Raw genomic sequence first — 14,039 nt, 5'->3', positions numbered from 1 at the left:
TACTTTTTAAAGATGATAAGTACTGTTTTAGGGAACCAGACAAGGGAATTTTTAAACCTGTCATTAAAATAAAAAAGCAGTTACGTGAAAATGTAACTGCTTTTGATAAGCTCCCCCTCTTGGGCTCGAACCAAGGACCCTCTGATTAACAGTCAGATGCTCTAACCAACTGAGCTAAGGAGGAAGGTTTTATCCTTTTTGCGGATGCAAATATATATGTTTTTTTATTCAACCCAAATAAATAGTCTATTTTTTTATTTATCAAAAAGCCATCTATAAAGGTCATTCCCGTTTGCAAACAACAAGAGACCTATTAATAGTATAAAGCCAACCATTTGTGCATACTCTAAAAACTTCTCGCTAGGCTTTCTTCCCGTGATCATCTCATACAATAAAAACATTACATGACCGCCATCTAAAGCAGGAATAGGAAGAATATTCATAAATGCTAATATGATTGAAATCAATGCCGTAGTCTCCCAAAATTGCTGCCAATTCCAAACAGATGGGAACAAACTTGCTATCGTTCCAAAGCCTCCTACCTGCGTAGCTCCTTTCTTGGTAAAGATATATTTAAACTGAACCACGTAATCATGTAGTGTCCAATAACCAAAACTAAACCCTTTTGAGATAGACTCCCCAAAAGAAAATTCTTTTTTTGAAGGGTTTAACTCTACATAGGTAAGGCTACTTATTCCTAACTTCCCATCTTTATCAGGAATTACATTAATTGTCTGCGTTCTTCCATCACGAACAAAAGAAATGGCATTTGATTCTTTTTTATTTAATGCCTGCTTTATCTGATCAAAAAATTCAATTTTAAATTCATTTACCTCAATAACTTCATCCCCATTTCTCAGACCAGCTTCATACCCTTTCCCATCCGTCAGAACCGTATCTAGTACATTTGTTCTTCTAGGCACAAAAGGTGCGCGTACTCCTGATTTAAAAATATAATCTCCAATACTATCAGGAAGCATCAAAGTCTCTTGTTTACCATTACTGTGGGCTACACGAACTTTGGAAACATCTCTTACCAGAAGATATCGGTTGATTTCTAGTGCATTATCCAATTCATGTCCGTTTACATCTAGTACTACATCTCCTGTTTGAAAACCAAACTGTTTAAGCTCATTGGCCACATCAAATCCATAAGGCATCTGGTCTGGTTTTAACTGTTCTTGTCCCCATACAAAAAGAATCATCATATAGATAAGAAAGCCTAGCACTAAGTTCACTGTAACCCCGCCAACCATAATTATAAGTCGTTGCCAAGCTGGTTTAGATCTAAATTCCCAAGGCTTAGGCTCTTGTGCCATTTGCTCCCTATCCATACTCTCATCAATCATTCCAGAAATCTTAACATAACCTCCTAGAGGTAACCATCCGATTCCATATACAGTTTCACCGATTTTCTTTTGGAAAAGCGCAAATTTTACATCAAAAAACAAAAAGAATTTTTCAACTCTCGTTTTAAAGAGTTTAGCGGGTATAAAATGACCTAGTTCATGAAGAACTATAAGGAATGATAAACTCAACAGAAGGCCAAGGGTCTTAATTAAAATCGGACTCATAAAATCTTATTACATCATTTATAAAACACGCAAAAGTACGGTTTTCATTTTAGTATATAAAGACCACTTGAAGAGGTTACATTTTTTTAAGATCGTTTTAAGATAAATCGCCTTTAAATACCCTTTCAACACCACAAAAAATATGTAATTTTGTGCCTAATTACTCGGGAGTTTATGCTATCTTTTTTTAAAAAATTTAAAATACTTGGAATTACGCTTCTAATCCTTTCCAGTATCATTATCACCCTATTCTACAATGCTTTAAAACCAAAACAGAAATTACGTATCTATCAGCCTTCAGATGTAAATAATGAACTGGTTGATGACTCCATGCAGCATATTCGAAAATACCATACAATAGCTCCATTTAAATTAATTAATCAAAATGGTGATACGATCACCGAAAAAAATTATAATGGAAAAATATATATTGCAGATTTCTTCTTTACCACATGCCCTACCATTTGCCCTATTATGACTGGAAATATGGCGGAAATTCAAAATGAGATTATGAATGACCCCGAAGTCATGCTATTATCACACTCGGTTACACCGGTAATTGATTCTGTAGCCCAACTAAAGAAATATGCCGCAGAAAAAGGAGTGATTGCTAAAAAGTGGAATTTAGTAACAGGTGATAAAAAGCAGATTTATGAATTAGCAAGAAGATCATATCTGGCCGTAAAAACGGATGGTGATGGCGGACCTTATGATATGATTCATACTGAAAACTTTATTCTAATAGATAAAGAAAAACGTATTAGAGGATTTTATGACGGAACAAATCCTGAAGAAATACAAAAGCTATTAGCTGATCTACAAATACTTAAAGAGGAGTATTAAATTACTAGAAATCAATTTACAATAGCCCTAATTCTTAAAAACCGGTTCACCTACTTCTCTATCCTATTTTTTTATACTATTTTTGTTCTTAATTATAATGAATCTAAATAAAAATTGAAGGTAACCGTCGCAAATCTTAAGAGGGGAGAAAAAGGAATCATAAAAGACATTTCAGCAGATTTGATACCTATCAAACTTTTTGAAATGGGATGCCTCCCCGGAAATACGGTTGAGCTAATTCAATACGCTCCCTTTCAAGACCCCATGTATATTAACATTAATGGTTCTTTTTTAGCGATACGGAAAGAAACAGCTCTTCATATTGAAATAGATATTATCTCGGAAAAATCCTCTTTATGAGTAAGCAAATTAAAGTAGCCCTCATTGGCAATCCAAACACAGGAAAAACATCTGTTTTTAATCAATTGACGGGGCTTAATCAAAAAGTAGGTAACTATCCCGGAATTACGGTAGAGAAAAAAGAAGGTGTCTGCAAACTCCCTAGAGGTATTAAAGCACATATCTTAGATCTTCCAGGTACATACAGTTTAAATGCTACTTCACTAGATGAAAACGTAGTTATTGAGTTATTGCTTAATAAAAATGACAAAGATTTTCCAGATGTTGCCATATTGGTTACTGATATAGAAAACCTGAAACGAAACCTTTTATTATTTACTCAAATAAAAGATTTAGAGATTCCAGTTATTCTGGTCATAAATATGGCAGACCGAATGAAGCGTAAAGGCATTAGTTTGGATATTTCTCTTTTGGAAGAAAAACTGCGTACCAAAATTGCACTCGTAAGTACAAGACAAGGCACGGGAATAGAACATATTAAGGAACTTATTTTAGACTATAAAAATCTCTCAACAGAACCTTGCCTAAATGCAAGTATTATTGATCCTGAATATTTTGAAGGTTTACGAAAAGCATTTTCAAAACAATCTATCTATAAATTATGGTTAGTCATTACACAAGATGTGAATTTTGTAAAATTAGACCGGAAACTAGTTAAGGATACTTCTAATTTTTCAACCAAATCAAAATCAGAACTAAAACGGTTACAACAAAAAGAAACGATCGTTAGATATCAATTTATTAATGGTGTATTAAAAGAGGGGTATAAAGTAGATCTTAATGCTGCCAGAGATTTAAGAAGTCGTCTGGATAGAATCCTCACTCATAAAGTATATGGTTACTTAATTTTCTTTTTAATACTACTTACGATTTTTCAAGCAATTTATGATTGGAGCGGGTATCCCATGGATTTTATTGACGGATTTTTTGCTAGTTTTAGTGATTGGACAAAAAATACACTTCCAACTGGTGCTTTTACCAATCTAATTGCTGAAGGTATTATTCCTGGACTCGGAGGTATTGTTATTTTTATACCTCAAATTGCATTTTTATTTCTCTTTATTTCAATTCTTGAAGAAACTGGTTATATGAGCCGAGTCGTTTTCTTAATGGATAGAATTATGAGACGGTTTGGATTAAGCGGCAAAAGTGTAGTTCCATTAATCTCTGGCACTGCATGCGCTATTCCTGCGGTGATGGCCACACGTAATATTGAAAATTGGAAAGAAAGATTAATTACTATTTTAGTAACCCCGTTCACCACATGCTCTGCAAGGCTTCCCGTATACCTTATTATTATCGCTCTTGTAATTCCTAATAAAACATTTTTAGGACTTAATCTTCAGGGAATAACACTCATGCTACTCTACCTCTTAGGATTTGGTGCTGCTGTGCTTTCTGCATGGATTCTAAACAAAATTTTACGTATTAAAACCCGAAGTTTCTTTGTAGTTGAAATGCCTAATTATAAGTTACCACTGCTAAGGAATGTAGCTTTAACGGTTATTGAAAAAACCAAAAGTTTTATTTTTGGAGCTGGTAAAATAATTCTTGCCATATCCATTGTTTTGTGGTTCTTAGCCTCAAATGGCCCTACAGATAATTTTTCAAACGCAACCCAAATAATAAGTTCACAACCCGGAAATACAAATCTCTCTACCGAAGAGCTCAACACAAAAGTAGCAGCTTATAAACTTTCAAACTCCTATATTGGTATTGTAGGTAAAGCAATTGAGCCTGCTATAGAACCATTGGGGTATGACTGGAAAATAGGCATTGCTCTTATAAGCTCTTTTGCAGCACGAGAAGTTTTTGTAGGTACCTTGGCTACTATATATAGTGTGGGGAATGATGAAGAAGAAACCATTAAAAACAGAATGGCCGCAGAAGTTAGAGAAAAAGATGGCACCGCCCTTTTCAACCTAGCCTCTGGTATTTCATTACTTTTATTTTATGCTTTTGCAATGCAGTGTATGAGTACGTTAGCTATTGTAAAAAGAGAAACCAATAGTTGGAAATGGCCTATTATTCAATTAGTAACTATGAGCTTATTTGCCTATCTAGTGGCTTTAATTGCATATCAACTACTTAAGTAATCTAACAACCATATCCATTCCATAGAATTTCTATAATAATTTGTATCTTCCCTGCGAAATTGAAGTTTAATGATCACATCTCAAGATAGGAAACCCTATTACCATATCATTCTATTGGTATTTTTTATCTTCTTTGTCATTTCGTTTATTACTAATATTTTAAACTCAATTATTAGCGATGTTAGGGAAGGTTTTGACTTGAGCCTTACCGCTACTGGATTTCTTCCTTTTTCATTTTTTATTGCTTATGGCATCATGTCTATTCCCGCAGGATTTCTCGCTGAAAAATATACAGAGAAATTAATCCTCAAAACTTCATTCATTCTGGTTGCTTTAGCTTCATTGGGTTTCACCCTATTTCCTGCTTATCTAAGTTTTTTGGCGACACTTTTTTGTTTGGGTAGCAGCATGGCTGTAGCTCAAGTAGTAATTAATCCCCTTTTAAGGATTGCAGGTGGAGAATCAAATTTTGCTTTTAATTCCGTAATGGCTCAATTAGTGTTTGGACTTGCCTCTTTTGCAAGCCCGTATGTATATCAATCAATAGTTTCAAAGAATCCGAATTGGTTGGTTACTAAACTAACATCATTGGTGCCTCCAGATTTATCTTGGATTGGCTTGTATATTTTGTTTGCCTTTTTAGCCATCGGTCTTCTTAGTATTATTTCCCTAACAAAATTTCCCTCCTTTGAAAAATCTGAAGATGAAAAAATAGGAGCCAAATCAAATTATTTTAAAATTCTCAAAAACAAGACTGCCATGTTGTATTTCGCAGGCATTTTTGCTTATGTGGGCGTAGAACAAGGTATTGGAAACTGGATTTCTGTGTTTTTAGAGAAGTATCATGCGGTGAACCCACAAAATCTAGGTGCAGATGTGGTTGCATACTTCTGGGGAATGCTTACTCTTGGATGCATCTTGGGACTCATTCTTCTGAAATTTTTTGATAGCAGAAAAGTCTTGATAGCCTTTACATTACTCACCATTATTTCTTTGGTTTTTGCCCTATTTGGAAACCGATCTGTTTCCTTAGTTACATTTCCTTTAGCCGGATTTTTTATTTCAGTAATGTGGTCCATTATTTTTTCTCTTGCACTTAATTCTGTTAAAAACCAACATGGAACTTTGTCTGGCATTCTTTGCACTGGAATTGCCGGAGGAGCCATTATTCCATTCTTGATTGGATGGTTGAGTGAGTATACTTCCATCCAATTTGGTATGTTATTTATGTTATTACCATTAGTTTATATTCTGAGTATTGGTTTTTGGGCGAAGCCCATTATTACCAATAAAACCATTTCCTTAAAAAACGTTTAATTATTATGTTTCTAGGTATTGATATAGGAGGCCACGGTATTAAAGGTGGATTATTACACGGAGATCATCTACTAAAAACGCATCGCATCTCTATCTCTGGACAAGAAGATGTTAAACTGTTTTTAGAAAAAGTAAAATCATTTGTTTCGTTATTTGAATCACATACACTCAGAGCGATAGGCATTGGAATCCCAGGAATTGTAGATCCTGAAGCCGGAATTGTTTACAACATTCAGAACATTCCATTGTTAAAAGAGGTTCATTTAAAAGAAACCCTTGAGTTAGCATTTGGAATCCCTGTTTTTGTAAATAATGATGCCAACTGTTTTGTACTTGGTGAAAATTACTTTGGGGTTGGAAAACAGTATGCTAATTTTCTAGGAGTCACCTTAGGTACAGGCCTGGGTACAGGTATTATTATTAAAAATCACTTATATTCAGGGGTATTATGTGGTGCAGGTGAGATTGGAATACTCCCTTACAAAAACGGAATCATAGAACAATATACCGGAAGCTTTTTCTTTAAAAAGCATGGTACTACCGGAGCTATTGCATATCAACAAGCTCTTGAAAACGATCAGAAAGCGCTTGCTATTTTTAGGGAATACGGTGAACATCTTGGCAATGTAATATCCATAATACTTCATGTTTATGCACCTGAGGCTATTGTATTAGGAGGAGCTATTGCTAAAGCATTTCCATTCTTTGAATCATCTATGAATCAAAAATTAGCCACTTTTCCATTTCAGAAACAGCTTTCAAATTTTAATGTTCATACTTCTGAACAGGCTAATATGGGAATTCTAGGAGCTGCCGCACTTTGTATTGAGTTTACGGAATCATAAAATACAATATGAATGTAAATTTCGTATTTTTGTAACCATATACAAAGTTATGGACACCATAATTCAAAACATATTGGTTTACCTCACTGTAATAATCGCAGTTGTTTTTCTCGTCAAAAAATTCTTTTTCCCTAATTACAGCTTTTCTGGACAGAAAAAAATCGCTAAAAAAACATGTTGTACAGATAATTGTGGTTGCCATTAGTTTTTATCTTATTCGTTAAAAAAACAATAAATCGTACTTAAAATATTCTAAACGCACCTTGTGGTTACGGTTGTGATTCTTTATTTAGCCATGAATTAACAACCCACCCATGAAAATTCTCACAAAATCTTTTCTCTTCCTTCTACTAATTTGTACTTCCTTCGCTTACGGCCAAACAATAACATCCAGAATTATAGATTCTACCACCCAAAAGCCAATTCCCTATGTAACTGTGCTATTGGCGAATAAAAAGGGCGTCATCTCAAATGAAGAAGGTAAATTCAGCCTTCAATTAAATGAATCCGTCAAAGAATCAGACACGCTCTTTATTTCTTGCATGGGTTATGAAACCATTGCTAAACCCTTGAATAAATTTACTGAGGAAGTTATTGTTCTAAACCCTAGGACAATAGAACTCAATGAGGTTTTTGTGAGTAGCAAGAATTTTACTGTAGAAGAAATTATTGAAAAAGTAAAAGAAAATCTTGATAAAAATTATGGTAAGGATTTGAGTAGAAAAAGACTGTTTTTAAGAGAATCTGACTTTCAAAATCTTTCCAAAACCAATTATACATTTAAAAAATCTACAATCCCGGCACTCAATAAACAATTTCTAGACAGTGTATTAGATATCATTCCTAAAAAATATGCTTACTACTCAGAAATACTTTGTGATTTTTATGGAAATCAAGAAAAAGATCAGCAAAAAATAAAATTGATCAAAGCCTCTGAGTTATATGATAAAAATAATGAAATCGGGATAGAGGCGATGGAAAATAAGTTTAATGAAATTCTGAAAAAAAACATCAAACCAGACTCTTATCTAAAAATAAAATCTGGATGGTTTGGTACCAAAGTAGATGCTGATGAAGTTCTAAATACAGATGAAACTACTGAAAAAGAGACCCTAGAAAAAGAACTCAAAGAACAGAAAGAAAAAGAAGAGGAACGAAAGAACTTTGCAGAATACCGCAAAAAAACTGTAAAGGGGCTTATGGATAACCTCTTTTATATGGATGATACTAATCTTAACTTTATTAATAAATCAAGAAAGTACACATTTGAATTAAAAGACTACAGTTATATTGGGAACCAGCCAGTTTATGTTCTAAATTTTAAGCCTAAAGGCAATGCTGATTATAAGGGAACGCTTTATATAGATATTGACGATTTTGCCATTATTAGGGCAGATTATGCAAATGTAAAATCACTTCGCACTTTTAATCTTCTTGGGATTTCATTTAATGAATATCTTTCCAAAGGAAAAATGATATTCTCCAAAGAAGCAAATGCCGTTTACTCCCTCTTATTTCTAGAGCATGAAACCGGCGGTAGATTTGGTATTCGTCGTCCTTTAAAAATAGTAGAAAAAAATAAAAATGTGAAAGGCCGTCGCAAACAAAATGAGTTGGTATTGAAGCTTGATATGGCGACTAATTTTGTGCGCAAATATGAATTGGTTGTTTTTGATACTGAAAAAATTACTTCTTCCTATTTCCAAAGTTTAGAAGAGAAAAAAGATCAGCTTCCTACTTATATGCCGGCATATGATCCTGAGTTTTGGAAAGGTTACAATATAATAGAACCCAATCAAGCCATTAAAGAATTTACAGCTGAAGAATAATCTCAATTGATTATCAAAACTTTTTATGAACGTTAGTTAGTGTTTTTAATTTAATAGTAGTTTTAGTATTAATTTTTAATATATTGATGTCCAACAAAATAACTGCCATAATATGAAATATTTGTATACAATTCTAACACTCTTAGGGGTTACTAGCCTAATGGCGCAAGGAACTCAACTATTAAGACAACCTACCATATCTTCAAATGAAATTGTTTTTGTTTACGCAAACGATCTTTGGAAGGTCTCTATTAATGGAGGTAATGCAATTAGACTTACTAGTAATGAGGGAAGTGAATTGGCTCCACATTTTTCGCCTGATGAAAAATGGATTGCTTTTAGTGCAGAGTACGATGGCAACCAAGATGTCTACATAATTCCTTCGGAAGGGGGAAGCCCAAAAAGATTAACTTGGCATCCATCAAGAGATTTTGTTCAAGGCTGGACACCAGACGGGAAAATATTATTTCGTTCTTCAAGAGAAGGTAGACCTACTCAAATTAATAAATTATATACTATTGATGCGAAAGGCGGCTTGCCAGAAGCTATTGAAATTCCCCGCGCAGCCTATGGAGAATTTAACACAGATGGCTCCAAAATAGCCTATACTCCTATCACTTCATGGGATGCTGAATGGCGTAATTATAGAGGCGGACAAGCCATGCCCATTTGGATTCTTGATATGAAAACAAAAGAATTAACTACTACTCCTCAAACAACCAAAGAGAGGCATCTTGACCCCGTTTGGTTTGGAGGTGAAATATTCTATTTATCAGAGCGAGATTACGCAAGCAATATTTGGTCTTACAATCTTGGTACAAAGACAGAAACACAACATACATTTCATAAAAAATTTGATGTAAAGAGTCTAGATGCAGGGCCAAATTCTATTGTATACGAACAAGGAGGCTATTTGCATCTGTTGAACCCAACCAATGGGGAAAGTAAACAACTTAAAATTGAAGTTAAAGGCGATATGAATTTTGCCAGAACCAGATGGGAAGAAGTAAAAGGTACCATGCTTCAAAATCCTAATCTTTCCCCAACTGGGCAGCGTGCTATCTTTGAACATCGGGGAGAAATTTTTACGATTCCAAAAGAAAAAGGAAGCTGGCGTAATCTCACCAATTCTTCTGGGGTTGCAGATAGATCTCCTGTATGGTCTCCAAAAGGAGATCAAATAGCTTGGTTTTCAGATAATTCAGGAGAATATAAATTAGTTTTAGCAGATCAGCAAGGTGAGATAGAGAAAACCATTTCTTTGCCAAATCCAACATTCTATTATCGCCCAGCATGGGCTTCTACAGGTGAGCATATTGCTTATACAGATACAGATTATAATATTTGGGTAGTGAACCTCAAAACAGGTAAGGCAGCTAAAGCAGCTACAGACAGGTATGCACATCCTAATCGCGCAATGAATCCTGTGTGGTCACCAGATGGTAAATGGATTGCTTATGCAAGGCAATTGGAAAGTCATTTTAAAGCAATTTTTGCATATCATGTAGACACCAAAGAAACTATTCAACTTACAGATGGTATTGCAGATGCAATTAGCCCCGTTTGGGAAGAGAACGGTAAATATATTTACTTCCTCGCAAGTACAAATTACGGATTGAGTTCTGGATGGTTAGATATGAGTTCTTACGATCCTGATACTACCCGAAGTCTATATGCATTAGTGCTCTCCAAAAAAGACAAGGCCCCTAACCTTCCAGAAAGTGATGAAGAAAAAGCATTGCCTCCAGTAGATGATCAGGCTGAGAAAGATGATAAAAAAACATCCGATAAAAAAAATACGTTTACTGTAACCATAGATAAAGACGGTCTATGGAACCGAATTGTAGCATTAAAATTGGAAGATAAAAATTACGTAGCCTTAGAAAAAGCACCTAAAAATCAAGTTTTTATTGCAGAAGCTGTTCCAAATGCTAGGGGTTTAAAAATTCATCTTTACGATATAAAAAAAATGGAGGCTACGGAATTTGCTTCCGGTGTTAATGCCATTACGGTTTCTGAAAATAGGAAGCAGGTACTTTGGAGGAATGGAAGTAATTGGTATCTAAACAGTACTGCCAGTCCGCCCAAAAAAGGAGATGGCAAGCTAAAAATGAATATAAAAGTTAAGGTAAATCCACAAGAAGAATACCATCAGATTTTTAAAGAAGGGTGGCGTTTTATGCGTGACTTTCTTTATGTAGATAATATACATGGAGCCCCTTGGAACAAAGTATATGAATGGTATGCCCCCTGGATAAATCATGTAAAACATCGTACAGATTTAAATTATGTTGTAGACATTATGAGTGGTGAAGTTGCTATTGGACATTCTTATGTTTCTGGGGGTGATTTTCCTGATATTGATCGTGTACCAATAGGACTATTGGGTTGCGATCTGAAAGAAGAAAAAGGATTCTATAAAATAACCAAAATCTATACGGGAGAAAACTGGAATCCTAATACAGAGGCTCCACTAGCACTTCCGGGCATAGGAGTTAAGGAAGGAGATTATTTAATAGCTATAAATGGAGTTGATTTAAAGAAGCCTCTAAATCCATATAGCCTTTTAGAACAAACAGCAGGAAGAACCATTAGCATAAAAGTAAATTCAAAACCTTCTAACGAAGGAGCAAAAGAAGTTTTAGTAACCCCTATTCGCAGCGAGCGTAGTTTAAGGAGCATTGATTGGGTAGAAGGCAATAGAAGAAAAGTAGACGAACTATCTGGTGGTAAGCTTGCTTATGTTTATGTACCCAATACTAGCGGTAATGGCTTTACTTCTTTTAACCGATACTACTTCTCTCAACAAGATAAAAAGGGTGTTGTTATAGACGAAAGAAATAATGGAGGTGGCTCTGCAGCAGATTATATGATTGATATTATGTCTCGCAAACCGTTTGGATATTTTAATAGCAAGGCAAATGACCGGAGACCTTGGACCACACCAATTTCTGGTATCTGGGGTCCAAAAGTAATGCTTATTAATGAGCGCTCCGGATCTGGAGGAGACTTATTGCCTTATATGTTTAAAGCTGCCAAGCTAGGTCCTCTCATTGGCACTAGAACTTGGGGCGGACTTGTAGGCACCTGGGATACTCCTCGATTTATTGATGGAGGCCGCATGGTAGCACCTAGAGGTGGTTTTTATGATATTAATGGTGAATGGGCTGTAGAAGGGGAAGGCATTACCCCAGATATAAACGTAATTCAAGAACCAAAACTAGTGTTGAAAGGTAAAGATCCTCAACTGGAAAAAGCAGTGGAAGAAGCTTTAAGACTTTTGAAAACTCAGGAATTTAAAATCAAACCAGAACCCGCGGCTCCTGTTCGCTGGAAACGCCCAGCTGGTTATAATAAGGAATAGAATTATAAAACAAGTACTCGCATGCGGGTACTTGTTTTTGTTTTATAAAGATTCTATAAATTAACCACGCACACCAGAAAAACTCTGTACAATCTGTAAACGAAGTTTACGCATATAATCTTCTTCTAACCAGTTGCGATAGTTTTTGGTGCTATTCATAATTAAATAGGTATATCGCTTAATTCTATAGGCGATATCTTCTCTTAACAAAAAGGCCAAATTTCTAGCTTCAGTCGCATTTTCTGCATTTTCAACACACATTTTTGCATGCTGTTCTATAGACCATTTTAAGGCCGTTTTAGAGGGTCTCCCTTGAGAAAGTGCCTTCTTGTAAGCAGCTTTAATATCAAAATCTATCTCTTTGGTTTTTGCGAATTTTGCTCTTAGTTCATCAGACATTTCAAAAATAAAATGTCTTTCAATCTCCTCATCCGTACAAATATTTTCCAGAAAATATTCTGGATGATGAAAAATCTCCTGCCAATCTATAGGGGCATCCCATGGACCAAATCTAGCTACATTATTTCCAAGGTCAATAATCTGAAAAGTAGACTTACTAGGCAAGACCCTGGAACCTCTTCCTATCATCTGAAAATAAAGAGTTAAGGAACGGGTGGCTCTATTTAGTATCACTGTTTCTACCGTAGGCTCATCAAAACCCGTTGTTAAAATACTTACCGATGTAAGCACGGCACCCGGAGTTAGTTTAAACCATTCTAAGATTTCTTTACGCTCTTTCTCTGTATTGGTATTATCAAGATGTCTAACAGGGTAACCTGCTCTTCTAAAAGTGTCATAAACAAAAAGAGAGGTATTAATTCCGTTATTAAATATGAGGGTTTTTGTTCCTCTGGCTTTTTCTTCATAAGCAGTGATCAATTTAGCCTGCATCCCATCTGCTGTATACAGTTCTTCCGAAGATTTCACTGTATAATCACCATTTACACCAACTTGCAAACTTTGAAGCCCCACATCAAACGTATAAATTTCAGGTTTTGCTAAAAAACCTTTTTTAACTAATGATGAAATATTTTCACCTACTAATAACTCCTCATAATGATCTTTCATTGGGAGTTTAATATTAGAACTCAAAGGTGTTGCAGTAACCCCCAGAATTAAAGCCTTATTAAAATAACTGAAAAGTTTACGAAAAGAATTATAATGTGCCTCATCAATAATCACAAGACCTATCTCCTTCATTTCAAACTTCTTGTCTTGTAATCGGTTTGCTAGTGTTTCAACCATGGCCACAAAACACATAAATTCATCTTGATCCGGAAGCTCTTTAACCTTGCTATTAATTACTTTATTTCTAACTCCAAAACCACTTAGCATTTTGGAAGTTTGCACACTTAACTCTATTCGATGCGTAAGTACTAATACCTTTTTTTTCTGATTGGTTATATATCTACGAACAATTTCAGAAAATATCACTGTTTTGCCACCTCCTGTTGGAAGTTGATATAAGATATTACCATTAGGCCCTGACGCATCAATCTTTTTGAAAATTGCATCCAAATCCTTGAGTTGATAATCATACAACTCCTTATCCTTTGTCCCTATGGTTGTTATTTGTTCTTGCATTGAATTCGATGAAACATGCAAAATTAAGCTATTTTTAAGGTTACCTACAATTTTTTAGACAGTTTTGGTATTTTATTTGATATTCCAAAAAATATTACACCTCTATTATCAACTTCACAATATTAAATTTAATAGTTCTCAAAAGTCAGGATTCTCATTTTTATATTTTTGATTACCTTTAGGGAGATTCCAATAATCTTACAATTTAACATTCAGAAAAAAATGTC

General features: G+C 34.8%; 9 protein-coding genes and 1 tRNA gene. 7 read left to right on the top strand and 3 right to left on the bottom strand.

The window, feature by feature from the left end; genetic code table 11:
• Positions 1–110 precede the first annotated feature (110 nt).
• Together WBG07_RS11470 and rseP are read right to left on the bottom strand one after the other, a co-directional pair.
• Positions 111–184, bottom strand: a tRNA-Asn gene (locus WBG07_RS11470).
• A 70-nt stretch (positions 185–254) separates the two neighbouring features.
• A complete protein-coding gene (gene rseP, locus WBG07_RS11465) occupies positions 255–1,574 on the bottom strand; it encodes an RIP metalloprotease RseP (RefSeq protein WP_340201430.1) in 1,320 nt (439 codons plus the stop codon).
• A 174-nt stretch (positions 1,575–1,748) separates the two neighbouring features.
• On the opposite strand from rseP, the gene WBG07_RS11460 reads away from it, so the two are divergent.
• From WBG07_RS11460 to WBG07_RS11430, 7 genes are all read left to right on the top strand, one after another.
• A complete protein-coding gene (locus tag WBG07_RS11460; protein WP_340201428.1) occupies positions 1,749–2,417 on the top strand; it encodes an SCO family protein in 669 nt (222 codons plus the stop codon).
• A gap of 114 nt (positions 2,418–2,531) precedes the next feature.
• Entirely contained in the window at positions 2,532–2,777 is a 246-nt protein-coding gene (locus WBG07_RS11455; protein ID WP_340201426.1) for a FeoA family protein, read from the top strand.
• Entirely contained in the window at positions 2,774–4,873 is a 2,100-nt protein-coding gene (gene feoB / locus WBG07_RS11450) for a ferrous iron transport protein B (RefSeq protein WP_340201424.1), read from the top strand. Before WBG07_RS11455 ends, feoB begins: the two co-directional genes overlap by 4 nt.
• Before the next feature lie 69 nt (positions 4,874–4,942).
• Positions 4,943–6,190 carry an MFS transporter gene (locus WBG07_RS11445; protein ID WP_340201423.1) on the top strand — a complete coding sequence of 416 codons (1,248 nt, stop codon included), beginning with the start codon at positions 4,943–4,945 and terminating at the stop codon, positions 6,188–6,190.
• 5 nt (positions 6,191–6,195) lie between these two features.
• Positions 6,196–7,035 carry an ROK family protein gene (locus tag WBG07_RS11440; RefSeq protein WP_340201422.1) on the top strand — a complete coding sequence of 280 codons (840 nt, stop codon included), beginning with the start codon at positions 6,196–6,198 and terminating at the stop codon, positions 7,033–7,035.
• 314 nt (positions 7,036–7,349) lie between these two features.
• Positions 7,350–8,864, top strand: coding sequence for a carboxypeptidase-like regulatory domain-containing protein (locus tag WBG07_RS11435; protein WP_340201421.1), 1,515 nt, complete (start codon positions 7,350–7,352; stop codon positions 8,862–8,864).
• A gap of 112 nt (positions 8,865–8,976) precedes the next feature.
• Complete coding sequence (locus WBG07_RS11430; protein ID WP_340201419.1) at positions 8,977–12,228, top strand: S41 family peptidase; 3,252 nt, start codon at positions 8,977–8,979, stop codon at positions 12,226–12,228.
• A 60-nt stretch (positions 12,229–12,288) separates the two neighbouring features.
• Here the strand turns inward: WBG07_RS11430 and WBG07_RS11425 are convergent, their stop codons facing one another.
• Positions 12,289–13,812, bottom strand: coding sequence for a DEAD/DEAH box helicase (locus tag WBG07_RS11425; RefSeq protein WP_340201418.1), 1,524 nt, complete (start codon positions 13,810–13,812; stop codon positions 12,289–12,291).
• Positions 13,813–14,039: the final 227 nt, after the last annotated feature.

This window comes from Ascidiimonas meishanensis, assembly GCF_037782385.1.
Taxonomy (GTDB): Bacteria; Bacteroidota; Bacteroidia; order Flavobacteriales; family Flavobacteriaceae; genus Ascidiimonas; species Ascidiimonas meishanensis.
Note: the sequence above shows the minus strand (reverse complement) of the source record. Positions and strands in the feature narration are given on the sequence as shown.

Bases quoted from the DNA above. Each gene is read 5' to 3' on its own strand.
- WBG07_RS11440 (WP_340201422.1), top strand. From the start codon at position 6,196: ATGTTTCTAGGTATTGATATAGGAGGCCACGGTATTAAAGGTGGATTA.
- feoB (WP_340201424.1), top strand. From the start codon at position 2,774: ATGAGTAAGCAAATTAAAGTAGCCCTCATTGGCAATCCAAACACAGGA.
- WBG07_RS11435 (WP_340201421.1), top strand. From the start codon at position 7,350: ATGAAAATTCTCACAAAATCTTTTCTCTTCCTTCTACTAATTTGTACT.
- WBG07_RS11445 (WP_340201423.1), top strand. From the start codon at position 4,943: ATGATCACATCTCAAGATAGGAAACCCTATTACCATATCATTCTATTG.
- rseP (WP_340201430.1), bottom strand. From the start codon at position 1,574: ATGAGTCCGATTTTAATTAAGACCCTTGGCCTTCTGTTGAGTTTATCA.
- WBG07_RS11460 (WP_340201428.1), top strand. From the start codon at position 1,749: ATGCTATCTTTTTTTAAAAAATTTAAAATACTTGGAATTACGCTTCTA.
- WBG07_RS11425 (WP_340201418.1), bottom strand. From the start codon at position 13,812: ATGCAAGAACAAATAACAACCATAGGGACAAAGGATAAGGAGTTGTAT.
- WBG07_RS11430 (WP_340201419.1), top strand. From the start codon at position 8,977: ATGAAATATTTGTATACAATTCTAACACTCTTAGGGGTTACTAGCCTA.